The sequence below is a fragment of the Hymenobacter piscis genome (genome assembly GCF_018760735.1).
Classification (GTDB): Bacteria; Bacteroidota; Bacteroidia; order Cytophagales; family Hymenobacteraceae; genus Hymenobacter; species Hymenobacter piscis.
Genome location: NZ_JAHHZN010000004.1, coordinates 247741 through 264588, shown reverse-complemented (window position 1 = coordinate 264588; position 16848 = coordinate 247741). Strand labels below are relative to the sequence as shown.

Annotated in this window: 13 protein-coding genes; 5 read left to right on the top strand and 8 right to left on the bottom strand. The window is 61.6% G+C overall.

The genetic code is table 11. The annotated features are described in order from the left end of the window. Position 1: 1 nt before the first annotated feature. On the top strand, positions 2-778 hold the full coding sequence (locus KLP40_RS06685; protein ID WP_215592984.1) for an ABC transporter ATP-binding protein: 777 nt from the start codon (positions 2-4) through the stop codon (positions 776-778). Positions 779-1016: 238 nt separating this feature from the next. On the opposite strand, the gene KLP40_RS06680 is transcribed toward KLP40_RS06685, so the two are convergent. The 4 genes from KLP40_RS06680 to KLP40_RS06665 all read right to left on the bottom strand — a co-directional run bounded on the left by KLP40_RS06680 (position 1017) and on the right by KLP40_RS06665 (position 4355). After that, on the bottom strand, positions 1017-1562 hold the full coding sequence (locus tag KLP40_RS06680) for a YfiT family bacillithiol transferase (RefSeq protein ID WP_215592983.1): 546 nt from the start codon (positions 1560-1562) through the stop codon (positions 1017-1019). A gap of 218 nt (positions 1563-1780) precedes the next feature. Further along, positions 1781-2413 carry a bifunctional nuclease family protein gene (locus KLP40_RS06675; protein ID WP_215592982.1) on the bottom strand — a complete coding sequence of 211 codons (633 nt, stop codon included), beginning with the start codon at positions 2411-2413 and terminating at the stop codon, positions 1781-1783. A gap of 102 nt (positions 2414-2515) precedes the next feature. After that, positions 2516-3493, bottom strand: coding sequence for an electron transfer flavoprotein subunit alpha/FixB family protein (locus tag KLP40_RS06670; protein WP_215592981.1), 978 nt, complete (start codon positions 3491-3493; stop codon positions 2516-2518). A gap of 121 nt (positions 3494-3614) precedes the next feature. Further along, the gene (locus KLP40_RS06665; RefSeq protein ID WP_215592980.1) at positions 3615-4355 is read right to left on the bottom strand and encodes an electron transfer flavoprotein subunit beta/FixA family protein; all 741 of its coding nucleotides are present in this window, start codon (positions 4353-4355) and stop codon (positions 3615-3617) included. A 74-nt stretch (positions 4356-4429) separates the two neighbouring features. Between KLP40_RS06665 and KLP40_RS06660 the strand changes: the two genes are divergently transcribed. Next, entirely contained in the window at positions 4430-4771 is a 342-nt protein-coding gene (locus KLP40_RS06660; protein WP_125419800.1) for a tetratricopeptide repeat protein, read from the top strand. A gap of 225 nt (positions 4772-4996) precedes the next feature. Here the strand turns inward: KLP40_RS06660 and KLP40_RS06655 are convergent, their stop codons facing one another. Continuing rightward, the gene (locus KLP40_RS06655) at positions 4997-5875 is read right to left on the bottom strand and encodes an alpha/beta hydrolase (protein WP_215592979.1); all 879 of its coding nucleotides are present in this window, start codon (positions 5873-5875) and stop codon (positions 4997-4999) included. Between the two features lie 194 nt (positions 5876-6069). On the opposite strand from KLP40_RS06655, the gene KLP40_RS06650 reads away from it, so the two are divergent. Together KLP40_RS06650 and KLP40_RS06645 are read left to right on the top strand one after the other, a co-directional pair. Then, complete coding sequence (locus KLP40_RS06650) at positions 6070-8541, top strand: M1 family metallopeptidase (protein WP_215592978.1); 2472 nt, start codon at positions 6070-6072, stop codon at positions 8539-8541. A 232-nt stretch (positions 8542-8773) separates the two neighbouring features. After that, positions 8774-9628 carry a transporter gene (locus tag KLP40_RS06645; RefSeq protein ID WP_215592977.1) on the top strand — a complete coding sequence of 285 codons (855 nt, stop codon included), beginning with the start codon at positions 8774-8776 and terminating at the stop codon, positions 9626-9628. Between the two features lie 180 nt (positions 9629-9808). Here the strand turns inward: KLP40_RS06645 and KLP40_RS06640 are convergent, their stop codons facing one another. From KLP40_RS06640 to KLP40_RS06630, 3 genes are all read right to left on the bottom strand, one after another. Beyond that, the gene (locus KLP40_RS06640) at positions 9809-11149 is read right to left on the bottom strand and encodes a M20/M25/M40 family metallo-hydrolase (RefSeq protein WP_215592976.1); all 1341 of its coding nucleotides are present in this window, start codon (positions 11147-11149) and stop codon (positions 9809-9811) included. Between the two features lie 317 nt (positions 11150-11466). Next, on the bottom strand, positions 11467-12195 hold the full coding sequence (locus KLP40_RS06635; RefSeq protein WP_215592975.1) for a hypothetical protein: 729 nt from the start codon (positions 12193-12195) through the stop codon (positions 11467-11469). Between the two features lie 59 nt (positions 12196-12254). Next, positions 12255-15704 carry a pyruvate carboxylase gene (locus KLP40_RS06630; RefSeq protein WP_215592974.1) on the bottom strand — a complete coding sequence of 1150 codons (3450 nt, stop codon included), beginning with the start codon at positions 15702-15704 and terminating at the stop codon, positions 12255-12257. Positions 15705-16030: 326 nt separating this feature from the next. On the opposite strand from KLP40_RS06630, the gene KLP40_RS06625 reads away from it, so the two are divergent. After that, complete coding sequence (locus KLP40_RS06625) at positions 16031-16744, top strand: SDR family NAD(P)-dependent oxidoreductase (protein WP_215592973.1); 714 nt, start codon at positions 16031-16033, stop codon at positions 16742-16744. Positions 16745-16848: the final 104 nt, after the last annotated feature.

The window sequence follows — 16848 nt, the reverse complement described above, 5'->3', positions numbered from 1 at the left end:
CATGATTGAAGTTCATAACGTTCAGAAATCCTTCGATGGCAACCAGGTGCTTAAGGGCATCACGTGCACCTTCGAAACGGGCAAGTGCAACCTGCTGCTGGGCGGCTCGGGTACCGGCAAATCGGTGCTGCTGCAGTGCATTGTGGGCCTGATGCAGCCCGACCTGGGCAGCATTACCTTCGACGGCACCGTGTTTACCAACAACAAGGTGCAGATCCGCCAGGAAATCCGCCGCAAAATCGGGATGCTGTTCCAGGGTTCGGCTTTGTTCGACTCGATGACGGTGGCCCAGAACGTGGAGTTTCCGCTCCAGATGCTGACGCCCGAAATGAGCCGGGAAGAACGCCGCGACCGGGTGCAGTTCTGCCTCAAGCGCGTGGGCCTGGAAAATGCGGGGGATAAAATGCCGTCCGAAATATCGGGCGGCATGAAGAAGCGCGTGGGCATTGCCCGGGCCATTGCCCCCAACTGCACCTACCTGTTCTGCGACGAGCCCAACTCCGGCCTCGACCCGCTCACCAGCATCAAGATTGATGAGCTCATCCAGGAAATCACCTACGAGTACGACATTACCACCGTCATCGTCACCCACGACATGAACTCGGTGGTCGAAATCGGGGACCATATCATCTTCCTATACAAGGGCCTCAAGCTCTGGGACGGCAACAAGGATGAAATTCTGAATGCCCAGGTTCCCGAGCTCAAGGAATTCATCTTCAGCAGCAGCCTCGTGCGGGCCGCCAAACGCATCGACGACGAATCCCACACCCCGGCGTAGCGGGAATCGGTGAGTGAGCGAAATGGGAATGCGTGCATCATTCGGTTGTTCCTGCGAGGCGCAGCCGACGCAATCCGTCCTTTCCAGAGCGCAAAATCCTTTTTCAGCCCAAAGCCCCTGGCGTCCGCACGTCAGGGGCTTTGTATTTCCTTGGGCTGCCTGAAGAATGGATAGTGTCGGCTCCGCCTCGCAGCAACAACCGAACGATGCACGCATTCCCCACTTCACTCATGTACCGCTAGCCCCAGGCTTCGCGGCGGCGGAGTTCGGTAATGTGGGCCAGGTGATGGCGGCCGTGCCAGGAGTAAAGTACCAGGGCCTGGTCGAGGGTGAAGGTGGTGCGGGTGCCGGGATGCAAGAAGGTCCGCTCCCACTGCGCATCGGTGAGGTTGCGCAGCAGGCGCACCCACCGGATGTGCAGCGCCTCCAGCAAAGCCAGCGACACGGCCGGCGGCGTGGCGGCCACGTCGGGCAGTTCGGCCCAGGCAGCCTCATCGTAGGGCTTGATGGTGGGGCTGTCCTCGGTCAGGGCCAGGCGAAAGCGCGTGTAGGCGTTCAGGTGAGAATCGGGCAGGTGATGGATAACCTGGCGCACCGTCCAGCCGTCGGGGCGGTAGGGCGTATCGAGCTGGGCGGGCGTGAGGCCGGCCACGGCGGCGCGCAACTGGTCGGAAAGGGTAGCCAGATGGGCCATGTACGCCGTGCGGGCGCCACGGTCCAGGGGGGCATCGGGCAGCGCGGGCGGGCCCAGGGGGTAGCGTAAATCAGCAGCAGCAGAATCCATACGGGAAGGGGGAAAATAGGACGGCAAGGTACAACGCCCACGAAAAACCCCACCCAACTCAGAAAGTCGGATGGGGTTTGGGTTCAATCAGTGTAGTTTACTGCTCATCGGCTGCCTCGGAAAGTACTTCCGTGACCTCCGTCACCAGCTTCGCCAAAAAACCGGTCAGCTTACCCCGCCAACCGCCTTCGGGAGGAGCAGCCGGGGCCGGGGCCGAATCAGCTGTCTTTGCGCTTGTCGAGTTCATCCCGGATTTTGGCTGCCTTCTCGTAGTCTTCCCGGTCGATGGCCTGGGCGAGCATCTTGGTCAGCTCGTCCACCGGTACCTGGCCGCTGGGCTCCCGGGGTTCAGGCGCGGGCTTGTCGGCACCGAGGCCGGCGTCATCATCCTCGTCGTCGTCATCCTCATCATCATCTGAATCTTCGGCGTTTTCGTCCAAGTCCGACAGAATGATGCCGGCTTCGCTCAGCACGCTTTCCACCGTGAAGATGGGCACGCCGAAGCGCAGGCCGATGGCAATGGCATCGGAAGGGCGCGAATCCAGCTCGAAGGTGGTGGCCCCGTCGGAGCACACAATCTTGGAGTAGAACACGCCTTCTTTCAGGTCGGAAATCAGCACTTCCAGCACGGCCACATGTACCTGCTCGGCAAACGACTTGAACAAATCGTGCGTGAGGGGCCGGTTCGGGTTAATTTTCTCTATCTGAATGGCAATGCTCTGCGCCTCAAACATGCCGATGATAATCGGCAGGCGTCGGTTGCCGGTCTTCTCCCCCAGGATGAGGGCAAAGGAACCCGACTGCGACTGGCTGGACGAGAGGCCCAGGATTTCGAGCGGTATTTTTTTCACAAGTAGGGTCTTGGTGAATTTGCTGGTGCGAAGAATGTGAAAATGTGCGAAATACGGGAACGGCCGCAGCACAATTCCCGCATTTCGCACATTACAGTCACATTAGTTCAGCTCTTTTACCGCTTGCGTGAGCTTGGGCAGCACATCGAACACGTCGCCCACGATGCCGTAGTCGGCCGCTTTGAAGAACGGAGCTTCGGGGTCTTTGTTGATGACCACGATTACTTTGCTCGAGTTCACGCCGGCCAGGTGCTGGATAGCTCCCGAAATACCGCAGGCAATGTACAGGTTCGGTGATACGGTGATGCCGGTCTGACCCACGTGCTCGTGGTGAGGGCGCCAGTCCACGTCCGACACGGGCTTGGAGCAGGCCGTAGCCGCGCCCAGGGCCTGCGCCAGTTCCTCGATGAGGTTCCAGTTTTCGGGGCCTTTCATGCCCCGGCCACCCGATACCACGAGGTCAGCCTCGGGCAGCAGAATGCCACCGGCCTGATCCTGCATCACCACCTGCTTAGGCGCATCGGCGAAGTCAGCATCCGACAGCTGGGCCGAGAAGGCCTCTACCTGAGCGGTTTTGCCAGCCTCGTGCAGGGCTTCGATGGAGTTCTTTTTAACGGCAATGATTTTCCGGTCGCCGTCCAGCTTCACGTCAGCAAAGGCTTTGCCCGAGAAGGCCCCGCGCTTCACCGTGAACGAACCACCGTCGGTTTTGGGCAGCTCTACCACGTTGGTGGCCAAGCTGGCCTGCAGCCGGATCGACAGACGCGAGCCAACCGAAGCACCGATGTTGGAGTTAGCCAACACGATGATTTTGGCGTCTTCCTTCTGGGCGGCGGCGGCAATCAGCTTGGTGTAGGCACCGTTCACGAAATCCTTGAGACGGGGCTCGGCGTCGTGCAACACCTTGGTGATGCCCTGCTCGCCCAGCTTGGCCAGGTTGGCTTCGGTGGCTTCACCCACGGCTACGGCCGTGGCCGTGGTACCCAGCATCTGGGCTACCTGGCTGCCGTAGGAAGCTACTTCCAGCGAGGATTTCTTTACCTCGCCGCCGTCACATTCAACAACTACTAGTACAGACATTTTTCTTTTTAGAACTTAGAGGTGAGAGCTTAGAGCTTAGATTTTTTACGTTGAGAACAAATAGCATAGCGCCTACTTTGGCTGAAACTAAGCTCTGAGTTCTAACAGCTAAGCTCTCCAACTAGATAACCTTGGCTTCGTTGCGGAGCAGTTTGATCAACTCGCCGGCGCTTTCGGCGGGGATGAGCTTCACGCCCTGCTTCTGGGGAGGCAGCGCGAAGGTGGCTACCTCGGTGCGGGCCGCGTCGGCGGTGGCTTCCACCACTTTCAGGGGCTTGGTGCGGGCCGTCATGATGCCGCGCATGTTCGGGATGCGGGGCTCGCACATAGGCTGCTGGCAGGAAGCCACGAAGGGCGTGTTTACTTCCACGATTTCCTTGCCGCCTTCAATTTCGCGCTCCAGCGTGGCGGTGTTGCCGCTCATATCCAGCTTCATGGCCGGGGCCACCGTCGGGATGCCGAGCAGCTCGCCCACCATGCCGTGCACCTGGAAGCCGTTGTAGTCGATGCTTTCCTTGCCCATCAGAATCACGTCGTAGCCGCCGTCTTTGGCGATGCTGGCGATTTGCTGGGCCACGAAGAAGGCATCCTTCGGGTGGGCGTTGACGCGGATGGCGTCGTCGGCGCCGATGGCCAGGGCCTTGCGGATGTTGGGCTCGGTGTCGGCCTCGCCTACGTTGAGGACGGTAACGGTGCCAGCACCCTGAGCTTCTTTCAGCTCAATGGCGCGAGTGAGTGCGTACTCATCCCAAGGATTAATCACGAACTGCACGCCAGCTTTGTTAAACTCCTTGTTATCAGGAGTAAACGTGATTTTGGTGGTCGTGTCGGGTACGTTGCTGATGCAAACGAGAAACTTCATCTACGGCTGCTTATATGGAAGATACTAGGAGAAAGTGTCAAATTTGGGGCGAAGATACTCAAAACTCCCGCCCCATGGAAACTGCGCCGAGCCGCCTGCAACAACTCCTGGCCTTCTACCAGGATGATCCTACCGACGCGTTTACCATCTACGCGCTGGCCACCGAATACCGCGTTACGGAGCCGGAACGGGCCATGACGTACTACCAGAAACTGCTCGACGAGCATCCAGACTACGTGGGTACGTACTACCACGCCGGCAAGATGCTGCAACAGCTGGAAAAGCCCGAAGAAGCCGAAAAAGTTTACCGCAAAGGCCTGACCGTGGCCCGCAAAGCCGGCCAGTTGCACGCCGCCAGCGAAATCCAGCAAGCTCTGAACCAACTGCTGGGCCTGGATTACGAGGACGAGGACTAGTTGTACAGTAGCGCGAACTTTGTAGTTCGCGCTACGGCACAGCAACCCGTAAAAAGCCCCAGGAGTTACGCCGATTTTAACCTCCGTAGCTTCCTGACGAAAAAGCCAGCCTCCCGACCAATGGTAGTCGGGAGGCTGGCTTTTGTAGTAAATGACGGTGTGGGCAACCTGGTGCCGCGCCCCCGAAACAACGTCAGCAACGACGCGACTCCACCTGTTGCGTCTCTACTTTACCGCTACCCCGCCCTTTTCCAGCACTTGCTGGAAGAAGACCAGGTGGTAGGGCAGCGCGTTTTGCCAGTACTCCCAGGTGTGGGCGCCGGGCCGCTCGGTGTAGTCGTGGGGGGTGTGGTTGTAGACGAGGCGGCGGTGCACTTCGCGGTTGATTTCGATAAGGAAATCGTCCACGCCGCAGTCGATGGTGAGGGGCAGGCCGTTGGTGTAGAGCTTATCGACCATGTTTACTACCGAGTTGGCGCTGTACGCGCTGGGCGCGGGCGTTTCGGGGCCGAGGATGGGGTTGAACAGGCTCTGGCGCTGCTGGGCTTCCTCGGGGCTGAGCTTGCGATTGGCGATGCTCATGTCCAGGGCTCCGCTCATGCTGCCGGCCGCGGCAAACAGCTCCGGGTGCCGCCCCGAGAGGTACAGCGCCCCGTGCCCGCCCATCGACAGGCCCGAAATAACCCGACCTTCCTTGCGCGCCACGGTGCGGTACCGCTGGTCGATGGCTCCGATGACGTCCTTGGTAATGTAGGTTTCAAACTGGCTGCCGGGGTTCACCGGCGAATCGAGGTAGAAGCTGAACGTCTCGCCCTCGGGCATGACGATGAGCAGGTTGTACTGGTCGGCGAGGCGGTGGATGAGGGTTTTGTCGGGCGTCTTGCTGCTCCAGTCCGAAAAGTGGCCGTAGGCGCCGTGCAGCAGGTAGAGCACGGGGTAGCGGGCCTTCTTGTTTTTGGCGTAGGAGGCCGGCACGGCCACGGCGGCCTTGTAGGTGCGTTGCATGGCGGCGCTGGCAATGGCCACGGTATCAACGGTGGCGGCGCGGGCGGCGGGAGCAATCAGCAGCAGCAGCAGCAGTGCCAGCAGGCGGAGACTTTTCATACGTTCAGGAACGGGGTGTCTGTTGCCGGAAAGTACGGATTCCTGCCCAACTCTGCCCGCCAGGGGCTGGCCATCAGGGCGCGGTGGGCAACTCCGGCCCGGCTTTGTGCATCCTTGCCCTGGTCTGGTTTCGCGGCTTTGCCCAAAAGTTTGCAACTAGCAGCCCGGAAACATTTTCTCTCCTTTTATTCCCTATGACCAAAGCCCTGTTACTTGGCCTCGGCCTGCTGGGGGCCGCCCCAGCCTTCGCCCAGACTGCGCCCGCCCGCCCCGATTCGGTAAGCACCCTCCCCTACCGTGCCTCGGTCCGCAAAATCAACGCCCTGGTGCACACCAAGCTCGAGGTGAGCTTCGACTATGCCAAGCGCCAGCTCCTGGGCAAGGAGTGGGTCACGCTCCAGCCCTTCGCCTACGCCACCGACTCGCTGCGCCTTGATGCCAAGGGCATGGACATTAAATCGGTGACAATGGTGGGCAATGGCGAGGCCAAAACGCTCCAGTATCAGTACAACGGCGAGCAGCTCAACATCACTCTCGACCGCCTCTACGCCCCCGGTCAGCAGTACACCGTGTACCTGGAGTACGTGGCCAAACCCGAGGAGCTCAAGGCCAAGGGCAGCGCCGCCATCACCGACGCCAAGGGCCTTTATTTTATCAATCCCGACAGCACCGAGGCCGGCAAGCCCCGCCAGATCTGGACCCAGGGCGAGACGGAAGCTTCCTCGGCCTGGTTTCCAACCATCGACAGCCCCAACCAGAAAACCACCTCGGAAATCAGCCTGACGGTGCCCGCCCGCTACGTTACGCTCAGCAACGGCGCTCTGGTGAGCCAGAAGCCGGCCGGCCCCGGCCTGCGCACCGACACCTGGAAAATGGAGCTGCCCCACTCGCCCTACCTGTTCATGATGGCCGTGGGCGACTTCCGCATCACGAAGGACACCTGGCGGGGCAAGGAGGTGAACTACTACCTCGAACCCAAGTACGCGCCCTTCGCCAAGCAGATTTTCGGCAACACGCCCGAAATGCTGGAGTTTTTCTCCCAGCGCCTGGGCGTGGAGTACCCCTGGAACAAGTACGCCCAGGTAGTGGTGCGCGACTACGTGAGCGGGGCCATGGAAAACACCTCGGCCACCCTGCACGGCGAGTTTCTGCAGAAGGACGCCCGCGAGGCCCTCGACGCAGAGTATGCCAGCGGCGAATCGGTCATTGCCCACGAGCTGTTCCACCAGTGGTTCGGCGACTTGGTGACGGCCGAAAGCTGGAGTAACCTGACGGTGAACGAGTCGTTTGCCGACTTCTCGGAGGCCCTCTGGGCTGAGTACAAGTATGGTCAGGAAGCCGGCGACGCCCACGCCTACATGAACATGCGCAACTACCTGCGCAGCCCCCGCGACGCCCAGAAACAGCTCGTCCGCTTCCACTACGCCGATAAGGAGGACATGTTTGACCTGGTCAGCTACCAGAAGGGTGGCCAGATTCTGAACATGCTGCGCAACTACCTCTCCGACGACGTGTTCTTCGCCGGCCTGAAAAAGTATCTCACCGATAACAAGTTCGGCAACGGCGAAGCCCACCAGCTTCGTTTGGCCATGGAAGCCGTTTCGGGCCAGGACCTGAACTGGTTTTTCAACCAGTGGTACTTCAGCGCCGGCCACCCCGAAGTCACGATTGACTACCGCTACGACGCGGCCGCCAGGCAGCAGCTCGTCACCCTCACCCAGACCCAGCCGGGCACCGTGTTCCAGCTGCCGATGGCCGTGGAGGTGTACGTGAACGGGAAGGCCGAGCGCCACCGCATCACCATGGACCAGCGCACCCAGACCTTCCGCTTCCCGGCCGCCAGCCAGCCCACGCTGGTGAATGTGGATGCCGACAAGGTGCTGCTCTGGCAGAAAAAGGACAACAAGCCCTTCGCCGAGTTTGTGTACCAGTACCAGAACGCGCCCCGCTACGTGGACCGGCGCGAGGCCGTGGCCGCCGCCGCCCAGCTTCCGCCCACCGATGCCGACGCCCGCCAGCTCCTGCTCACGGCCCTCAACGACAAGTATCCGGGCCTGCGCCTGGCCGCCCTGGCCGCCCTCAAGCTCGACGACAAAGCCGTGGCCAAAGCCGCCGGCCCCGTTATTCGTAAGCAGCTCGCCCAGGAGAAAAACACCAACAACCAGGCTGCCCTGCTCAACGCGTTGGGCTCCCTGGAAGAGAAAAAGGACACTAAAACCTTCGTGAAACTGCTGGGCAGCCAGTCGTACGCCGTGCAGGGTGCCGCTTTGCAGGCCCTGGCCGCTGTGCAGCCCCAGCAGGCCTTGGCCCGCGCCAAGGCCCTGGCTCCCGACGCCAAGGGCGCCGTGGCTGCCGCCGTAGCCAGTGTGTACGCCCAGGAAGGCGACGCCAGCACCTGGGCCTACGTGCGCAACGAGTTCGACGCAGCCGGCCCCCAGGGCCAGTTTGAGATGCTCGAAAGCCTGGTGGGCTTCATGACCCGCCTCTCCGACGCCACCGTGGTCCGGGAAGGCGTCAGCCGCCTCCAGAACATGGCCGTGAAGTACAAGCAGTACGGCATTGCCGAACCCATTCTGGGCATGCTCGAAAAAGTAAAACAAAACAAGCCCGCCGACCAGCAGGCCCTGGTGCAGGCCGCCCAGGAAGCCATCCAGAAGGCGGAGTAATGCTTAGAGCTTAGAGCTTAGAGCTTAGAGCTTAGAGCTTAGAGCTTAGAGCTTAGAGCTTAGAGCTTAGAGCTTAGAGCTTAGAGCTTAGAGCTTAGAGAGTATGTTGGATGCCCCGCCGTGGTTACGGCGGGGCATCCTTTTTTGTATTTGAATAGGATTCGAACCCTGATAGTTAGGTGCTATAGGACTGAAAATTGAACTTTTACCGGCACCCGGGCGTCGGGTAATCATGCGTACGACCACTCTGCTGACCGCCGGAGCCCTGTGGCTTGCCGGCCCGGCCTGCACCCTGGCCCAGACCATCGACCCGAGTTCGACCAACGACGAGTCGCCCTTTGTGCGCCTCATTCGCCCCGACCGGCCCGGGCAGACCATCACCACCAACATGCTCTATCCGGGGCAGTTTCAGCTGGAAACCGGGCTCACGCAGGCCGATCCAGGGGGCAGCCTCGGGTATCCCGGCCGTACGGCCTGGGGCAGCACGCTGCGGGTGGGCTTCTTCAACCACATTGAGCTGCGTGCCACCCAGCACTACCTGCTGACCCCGGCCACCCGCTCCCGCCTGGGCGCGGAGGGTGCGCCAGCACGGTACACCGGACCGGCCGGTTTTGCCCCCCTGAACGTGGGAGCCAAATTCCTGGCCTCCACGGTGCAGAATGCCCGTTCCCAAGTGGTGGTGTTACTGGATATGAACCTGCGCAACGGCGACGCCCGCTTTGGCGAGAAGCAGCTGGAGCCCGGCGGCCGTGTGCTGATTTCCCAGCAGTTGGGCCAGCGGTTCGGGCTGGAGGGCAACTTCGGCTTCCGCCAGCGCGGGTTCCGGGCCGCCGATACGAAGCAGGGCCAGTACCTGACCACGCTGGCCCTGAATGGGCCGCTGGGGGCCGGCACGCACTTTGGCTTCCTGGCCGAAACCTACGCCACCTGGCAGCGCCAGCAGGGCTGGCAGCCCGGCCTCACCTCGGGCCTGTATTACCGCCCCCTGCCCGGCTTCCGCCTCGATGTAACTGCCGCCCACGGCCTCACCCCTGCCGCCGGCGGCCTAAGCCTGGGAGCTGGCCTGAGCGTTCGGTTTGGGAAATGAGCGAAGTGTTGAATTGCTGAGCAGATGAATAGTTAGGTGGCTAAATGATTGAATAGCCAAACAGCCATTGTGAGCACAGCGAAGGACCTTGCAATACCCAGCAATACGGGTGTCACAAGGTCATTCACTGTGCTCAAAAGCACGATTCAACGATATTCAACCATTCAGCAGTTCCAACTCCTATTGCCGCGCAGTTTCCGGGGCAATGCGCGTGGGAGTTTGCTGGCCGCTGATAATGCCGGCCGCGCTCCGGCCGATGGCCGTAATAACGGCCGTCATGTTGGCCAGATCCAGGCTCTCTACCTCGTCGTCGACGGAATGGTAACGCTTGTCGGTGGGAATCTGGTCGGTGCTGATGGTGTGGGCGGGCACGCCCAGGCGGGCCAGCGTGGCATTGTCAGAGCGGTAAAACAGGTTTTGCTCGGGGTACGGATCGGCCTCGAAATGAAACACGGTACCCTTGGCATTGGCCTGAAGCAGGGACCCAAAATCCGACTTATCAAAGCCCGTAATAAAGGCCGTGTTGGGGCCGAATTTGGCCTGTTTGCCAATCATTTCAATATTGAACATGGCCACCACCTGCCTGGCATCGAGCTGGCTAGAAAAGTAGCGGGCCCCGTAGCCCCCAATTTCCTCGGCCGCAAAAGCCACGAAGACCAGGGTGCGGGCGTTGTTGTTCTGCTTTTTAAAGTACTCCGCCAGGGCCACCACCGCCGTGGTACCGCTGGCGTCGTCGTCAGCTCCGTTGGCAATGGAGTCGCCAGCCACGGCGGGCAGCAGCCCCAGGTGGTCGTAGTGGGCACTGAAGAGCACCTGCTCCTTCGCGCGGTCCGCATCCTGGCCGGGTAACACGCCCACGATGTTGCGGAGCTCCACCGTCCGGATGGTTGTGGTAGCGGCTACCTGAAACCGCAGCGGCGGGACCGGCGCCGGGGCCAGTACCAGCAGGGTGGTGAAAGGAGCTGGCTTTTCGGCCCGGAGGCCGCCCCGCTTTACCAATCCCGCCACGCGTTTGAAAGTAGCCTCCTGGGCCGGATCAATAAACACAATGGTGTTTTCCCGGGGGTCGAGCAGGGGTCGGATTTCCTTCAGCAGGTTGTCCTTGGGCCCAATGGTGAAGGTGCGCGCCGCGGGCTCATCGGCTTCCGTCCAGTTCAGGTGGGGCTGCCCCGAGATGAGCACAAACTTGTCGGGGCTGAGGTTGCTGCCGTTGAGCGAGACGAAAGCGGCGGCCGTGCGGGCTTCGTAAGCCGGAAACGACTGATTGAAATCCGACAGGCCGGGCAACGGCTCAAGGCCGATCCGCTGAAATTCAGCGGCCAGAAAGTTGGCCGCTTTTGTGCTGCCGGGTTTACCGGAAGCCCGGCCTTCCATATCATCGGCGGCCAGGGCCCGTACCACCCGCTCCACGGTAGCGGCCGACACGCCGGGCGTGGCCGGCAGGGCTACCGTTTTTTTCTGGGCGAAAAGCGGAGTGGTGAGCAGAGCGAGAAACAGGACGAAGGGGGGGAATGTTCGCATACCGCAAAATAACCCTTTTGTTCTGGAACTAATGCAACTCCTCGGCCACGGTTCGGCAGTATTACCAGTTGACATATCAGACAAAGCACGCTTCGCCCTTAGTGCGTTAGCCTTTTCGCACCTCATGTTCTCCACCACTACGCTTGGATCCGTTCCCGCTGCCCCAGGCAACCTCATTCTGCACCCAACCAACTGCTCTTCACCCGGCCTCTTCTCCTTCAGGCCCCTTTTCTACTACTTTCTGTCTCGGATTTCTCTTCCACCACCCGATAAGAAAGCCCAGGCCCGGCAACGGTTACCGGACCTGGGCTTTTTCTCTACAGTGGATCTACCGCCTTCAGCACGGCGGCCCACTCCGCATCGGATTTGGCCTGGCTGGCCCCGGGGGCCGCTTTTAGCTGCGCCGCCAGTTGGGGGGCCGCGGCCTGCAGCATTTTCAGCGTCAGCTTCAGAGGCACCAGGGTTTTATCGGGCCGCTTGAGGTAGTACTGAGACCTGTCCTCGATTTCGTCGTACAGGTTGCCGGAGCTATAGGCCCCTTGGTAGTTGGCTTTTCGCAGGGTTTTGACGTGGCGCTTCAGTAAGGCGTATTTGCCTTCGTGGAGCACTTCTACGTAGTCGGCCTGCTGAACCGGCACGGGGGCCTCCACGAACCGCCGAAACGTCCGGACCCGGGCCGGTTGCCCGGCCAGGCCCGGCTCCTGTATCTCGAAGCCGGTGAGCAGCCGGGCATTCAGCTCCAGCGAATCGTTGGGCCGGTTAACGGGCTGCATCAGCACCCGCTTGTTGAGCACGTCGTATTTGGTAGCCACCGGGGCCAGCAGCACCTTTTCGCCCATGCGCAGGCGGGTCGGCAGCCACCGGTTCTCCAGATAGGGAGAGCCTTTGACGCCGTAGGCCGCCCCCGAGGGAATGAGGGCCGGGGCGCCGGAAACCAGCGCATCCAGATTGGCCTGAGCCGCTATTCCGGCCTGCTCCAGGGGTACCTGCTGGGCCTGGGCCCGGGTGATGCCCGCCAGGGCAACCAGCATAAAAACGTAGCGCATAGCTGTACGAATGAAAGGTGTTGTAGCGGTCTAAGCTACCACATTTACCCGCTATTTCTTCACCCCAGCGTTACCACCAGGTCGTCGGCATTCACGAGCGTGCCTTCCGCCAGGTTTACGGCCTGCACGGTGGTATCGTCGGGGGCCGTGATGGTGGTTTCCATCTTCATGGCCTCAATGATGAACAGGGGCGTGTTTTTGCGTACCTGCTGCCCGGGCTCCACCAGCACCCGGCTGAGCAGGCCCTGGAGCGGGGCACCCAGCTGGCGCGGATTGCCCTTATCGGCCTTGGGATTCAGGATGCGCTTCACCTCCACCGCGTTGTCACGGATTTTGAGGTTGCGGGTCTGGCCGTTGAGGTTGAAGAAGGCCGTGCGGCAGCCGTCCTCATCTACCGGCCCGATGCTTTGCAGCCCCACGATGATGCTCTTGCCACGGGCAATTTCGATGATGGTTTCCTCGCCGGGCTGCAGGCCGTAATAGAACACGCTGGTGGGGACAATGGAGGCGTCGCCGTACTGCTGACGGAAGTCCCAGTACTGCTCAAACACCTTGGGGTAGAGCAGCCACGAGAGCACGTCGGTGAACTTGCCTTCCACCCCGAATTTCTCCTGGAAATTGGCTTTCTCCTGCTCGAAGTCGATGGGGGCCAGGTGCTCGTTGGGCCGGTCAGTGAAGGGCTGCTCGTCTTTGAGGATAAGCTCCTGCACCTGCCGGGGCCAGCCGCCCTCGGGCTGGCCGATGTCGCCGCGGAAAAGCTGGCGCACCGACTCGGGGAAGTTGAGCCCGGCGCCCTTTTCCAGCACGTCGCGGGTGGTCAGGTCGTTGGAAACCAGGAACAGGGCCATGTCGCCCACCACTTTCGAGGAGGGCGTCACCTTCACGATGTCACCGAAGAGCTGGTTGACGTCGGCGAAGGTGGTTTTCACGGTTTCGAACTTGTCGAGCAAGCCCAGGGCCGCCGCCTGGGGCCGCAGGTTGGAGTACTGGCCGCCCGGAATTTCGTGCTGGAACACTTCCGAGGTACCCGCCTTCAGGCCCGACTCGAAGGGGTAGTAATGCTCGCGCACGGTTTCCCAGTAAGTCGAGAATTCGTTGAGCGACTTCTGGTCGTATTCGCGGTGGCGGGGCTGGCCGCGCAGCATCTCCACCACGGAGTTGAAGTTGGGCTGGGACGTGAGGCCCGAGAGCGAGCCCAGGGCCACGTCCACCACATCCACGCCGGCCTCAATGGCCTTGAGGTAGGTGGCGGCCTGCAGGCTGCTGGTATCGTGGGTGTGCAGGTGAATGGGCAGGCTCACGGTGTCGCGCAGGGCCGTGATGAGCTCGGTGGCGGCGTAGGGCTTGAGCAGGCCGGCCATGTCCTTGATGCAGAGAATGTGCGCCCCGGCGTCCTCAATCTGGCGGGCCAGGCGCAGGTAGTAGTCGAGGTTGTACTTCTGGTTGCGCCGGGTATCGAGGATGTCACCGGTGTAGCAGATGCTGGCTTCGGCGAGGCGGTCGGTTTTGGTGCGCACGAAGTTGATGCAGGCTTCCATGCCCAGCATCCAGTTCAGCGAGTCGAAGATGCGGAACACGTCGATGCCGGTTTCGGCGGCCTGCTGCACGAAGCGCTCCGTGAGGTTATCGGGGTAGGCCTTATAGCCCACGCCGTTGGCCCCGCGGATGAGCATCTGGAGCAGGATGTTGGGCACGGCCGTACGCAGCTTGGCCAGCCGCTCCCAGGGGTCTTCGTGCAGGAAGCGCAGGGCCACGTCGAAAGTGGCGCCGCCCCAGCACTCCAGCGAGAAGGTCTGGGGATGCTGGTGGGCGTAGCGGCCGGCCACTTTCAGCATGTCGTAGGTGCGCATGCGGGTGGCCAGCAGGCTCTGGTGGGCGTCGCGCAGGGTCGTGTCGGTGTAGTGAATCTGCGAATCGGCCCGCAGCCACTGGGCGAAGCCCTCGGGGCCCAGTTCCATCAGTTTCTGCTTGGTGCCGGCGGGCGGGGCGCCGGAGGGGTCGAAATCGGGCAGCAGAGGCTTGCGCAGCTCCTTTTTCGGATCCACGTTGCCGGCCACGTCGGGGTTGCCGTTCACGGTCACGTCGCCCAGGAAGCGCAGCACTTTGGTGGCCCGGTCGAGGCGGTGCTTGAAGCGGAACAGCTCGGGGTGGTCCTTGATGAAGTCCACGTTGGCCTGGCCCGCCATGAACACGGGGTGGGCAATGATGTTCTGCAGAAACTGGATGTTGGTGCTCACCCCGCGCACCCGGAACTCATCCAGCGTCCGGGCCATTTTCTGGGCCGCATCGGCCAAGGTGGGCGCGTGGGTCGACACCTTCACCAGCAGGGAATCGAAGAACGGCGACACCCGCACGCCGGTGTACACCGAGCCTTGGTCGAGGCGGATGCCGAAGCCGCCCGCCGAGCGGTAGGCCGTGATGGTGCCGTAATCGGGCTTAAAGTCTTCCTCGGGGTTTTCGGTGGTGATGCGGCACTGAATGGCGTAGCCGGTTTTGAGGGGCTTCACCTCCGGCCCCAGGTTGATTTCGGGGTCGGTGAGCCGGTAGCCGGCGGCCACGTAGAGCTGGGTTTTGATCAGGTCCACGCCCGTAATCATCTCCGTGACCGTGTGCTCTACCTGAATGCGCGGGTTCACCTCGATGAAGTAGATGCGGTCCAGCTCGGGGTTGACCAGGAATTCGACGGTGCCCACGTTGTTGTAGCCCACGGCCCGGCCCAGGCGCAGGGCGTACTCGTAGAGCTGCTCGCGCATGGTTTCGGTCAGGTGCAGGGAGGGCGCCACTTCCACCACCTTCTGGTAGCGGCGCTGCACCGAGCAGTCGCGCTCGTAGAGGTGGGTGAGGCCGCCGTGGTTGTCGGCCACCAGCTGCACCTCAATGTGCTTGGGCCGCTCCACAAACTTTTCCAGGAACACGGTATCGTCGCCGAAGGCTTTGAGAGCCTCGTTGCGGGCCTCGAAGAAGCCGCGCTCCAGCTGCTCATCGTCGCGGATGACGCGCATGCCGCGCCCGCCGCCGCCGCTGGCCGCCTTCAGCATCACGGGGTAGCCGATGCGGTGGGCCTCGGTCAGGGCCACGTCGAGGTCGGTCAGGTCGGCTTCGCTGCTCTCAATGATGGGCACGCCGCACTCCACGGCCACGCGCTTGGCGGCCACTTTGTCGCCCAAGGCTTCCATTACCTCCGGCCGCGGCCCCACGAACGTGATGCCTTCCTCGCGGCAGCGCCGGGCCAGGGTGGCATTTTCGCTCAGAAAGCCGTAGCCGGGGTGAATGGCGTCCACGTCGTTTTCCTTGGCCGTCCGGATCAGCCCCTCAATGTCGAGGTAGGGCTTGAGCGGATCGTCGTCGCGACCCACCTGGTAGGCCTCGTCGGCCTTGTAGCGGTGCAGGGAGTAGCGGTCTTCGTAGGTGTAGATGGCCACGGTGCGAATGCCCAACTCGGTGGCGGCACGGAGCACGCGGATGGCAATTTCGCCGCGGTTAGCGACCAGCAGTCTGCGAATATTCATGCGGAAAGAAGAGAATAAAGAGCGGAGAAAGAAAGATGCCGCAAGCTACGGAAGGAAGCCGGAAGCAGCAGCGAATTTTTGCTGAAAACTAATTTTTCGCAGTTATAAGAAAGCATCAAGCCGCGACGCTCTCCATCTCACTGCCTTATTAGGTGATAACCCAATAAGCAGGGAGCGGCAGGAAAACTACTACGACAACTTGCCAATATGCAGAATCGGTGGCGAGTACCCAAGTCGGGCCCTGGCCAGATTACAATGGCTATGGGCCAAACTTTCCCGGCGCCGCTCAGTTTTCAGGCCACTCCCTCACCCTTAAGCCTCCCCGCATGGAAGTCGCAGATAAGAATATTCTCCTCGTTGGTGCCTCCTCGGGCATCGGACTGGCTACGGCCCAACTGCTGAGCAAGCTCGGCGCCCGGCTCTACACCGCCTCCCGCCACGAGTCGGCGGAACTGGCCGAGCTGGGCACCACCTTCCTGCCCCTGGACGTGACGCAGCCCTTCGGGACGGCGCTGGATGCCCTGCCGGAGGTGCTGCACGGCGTGGTGTACTGCCCCGGCTCCATCAAGCTGCGCCCCTTCGAGCGGATTCCGGTGGCTGATTTCCAGGCCGATTTCCAGCTCAACGTGCTGGGCGCGGTGCAGGTGCTGCAGGCCTGCATGAAGCGGCTCAAAAAGGCCGAAGGCGCCTCGGTGGTGCTCTTCAGCACCGTGGCCGCCGATACGGGCATGTCGTTTCACGCCAGCATTGCCACCGCCAAGGCCGCCCTGGAGGGCCTTACCCGGGCCCTAGCCGCCGAGTACGCCGCCAGCAACATCCGCGTCAACTGCGTGGCCCCTTCGCTGACCGATACGCCCCTGGCCGCGGCCCTGCTCAGCACCCCCGAAAAGCAGGAAGCCGGCGCCAAGCGCCACCCCCTGCAACGCATCGGTCAGCCCCAGGACCTGGCCTACATGACTTCCTTTTTGCTATCCGACCATAGCTCCTTCATCACCGGCCAGGTGCTGCCCGTAGACGGCGGCATGGGCCGGCTGAAGTAACCTTGTTTAGACCTTAGATGATGAGAGCTGAGAAGTAAGAAGATGTTCAACCTTCACAAACAGGCTTTGAACGTAGTCTCATTTCTGAGCTCTGACCATCTCAC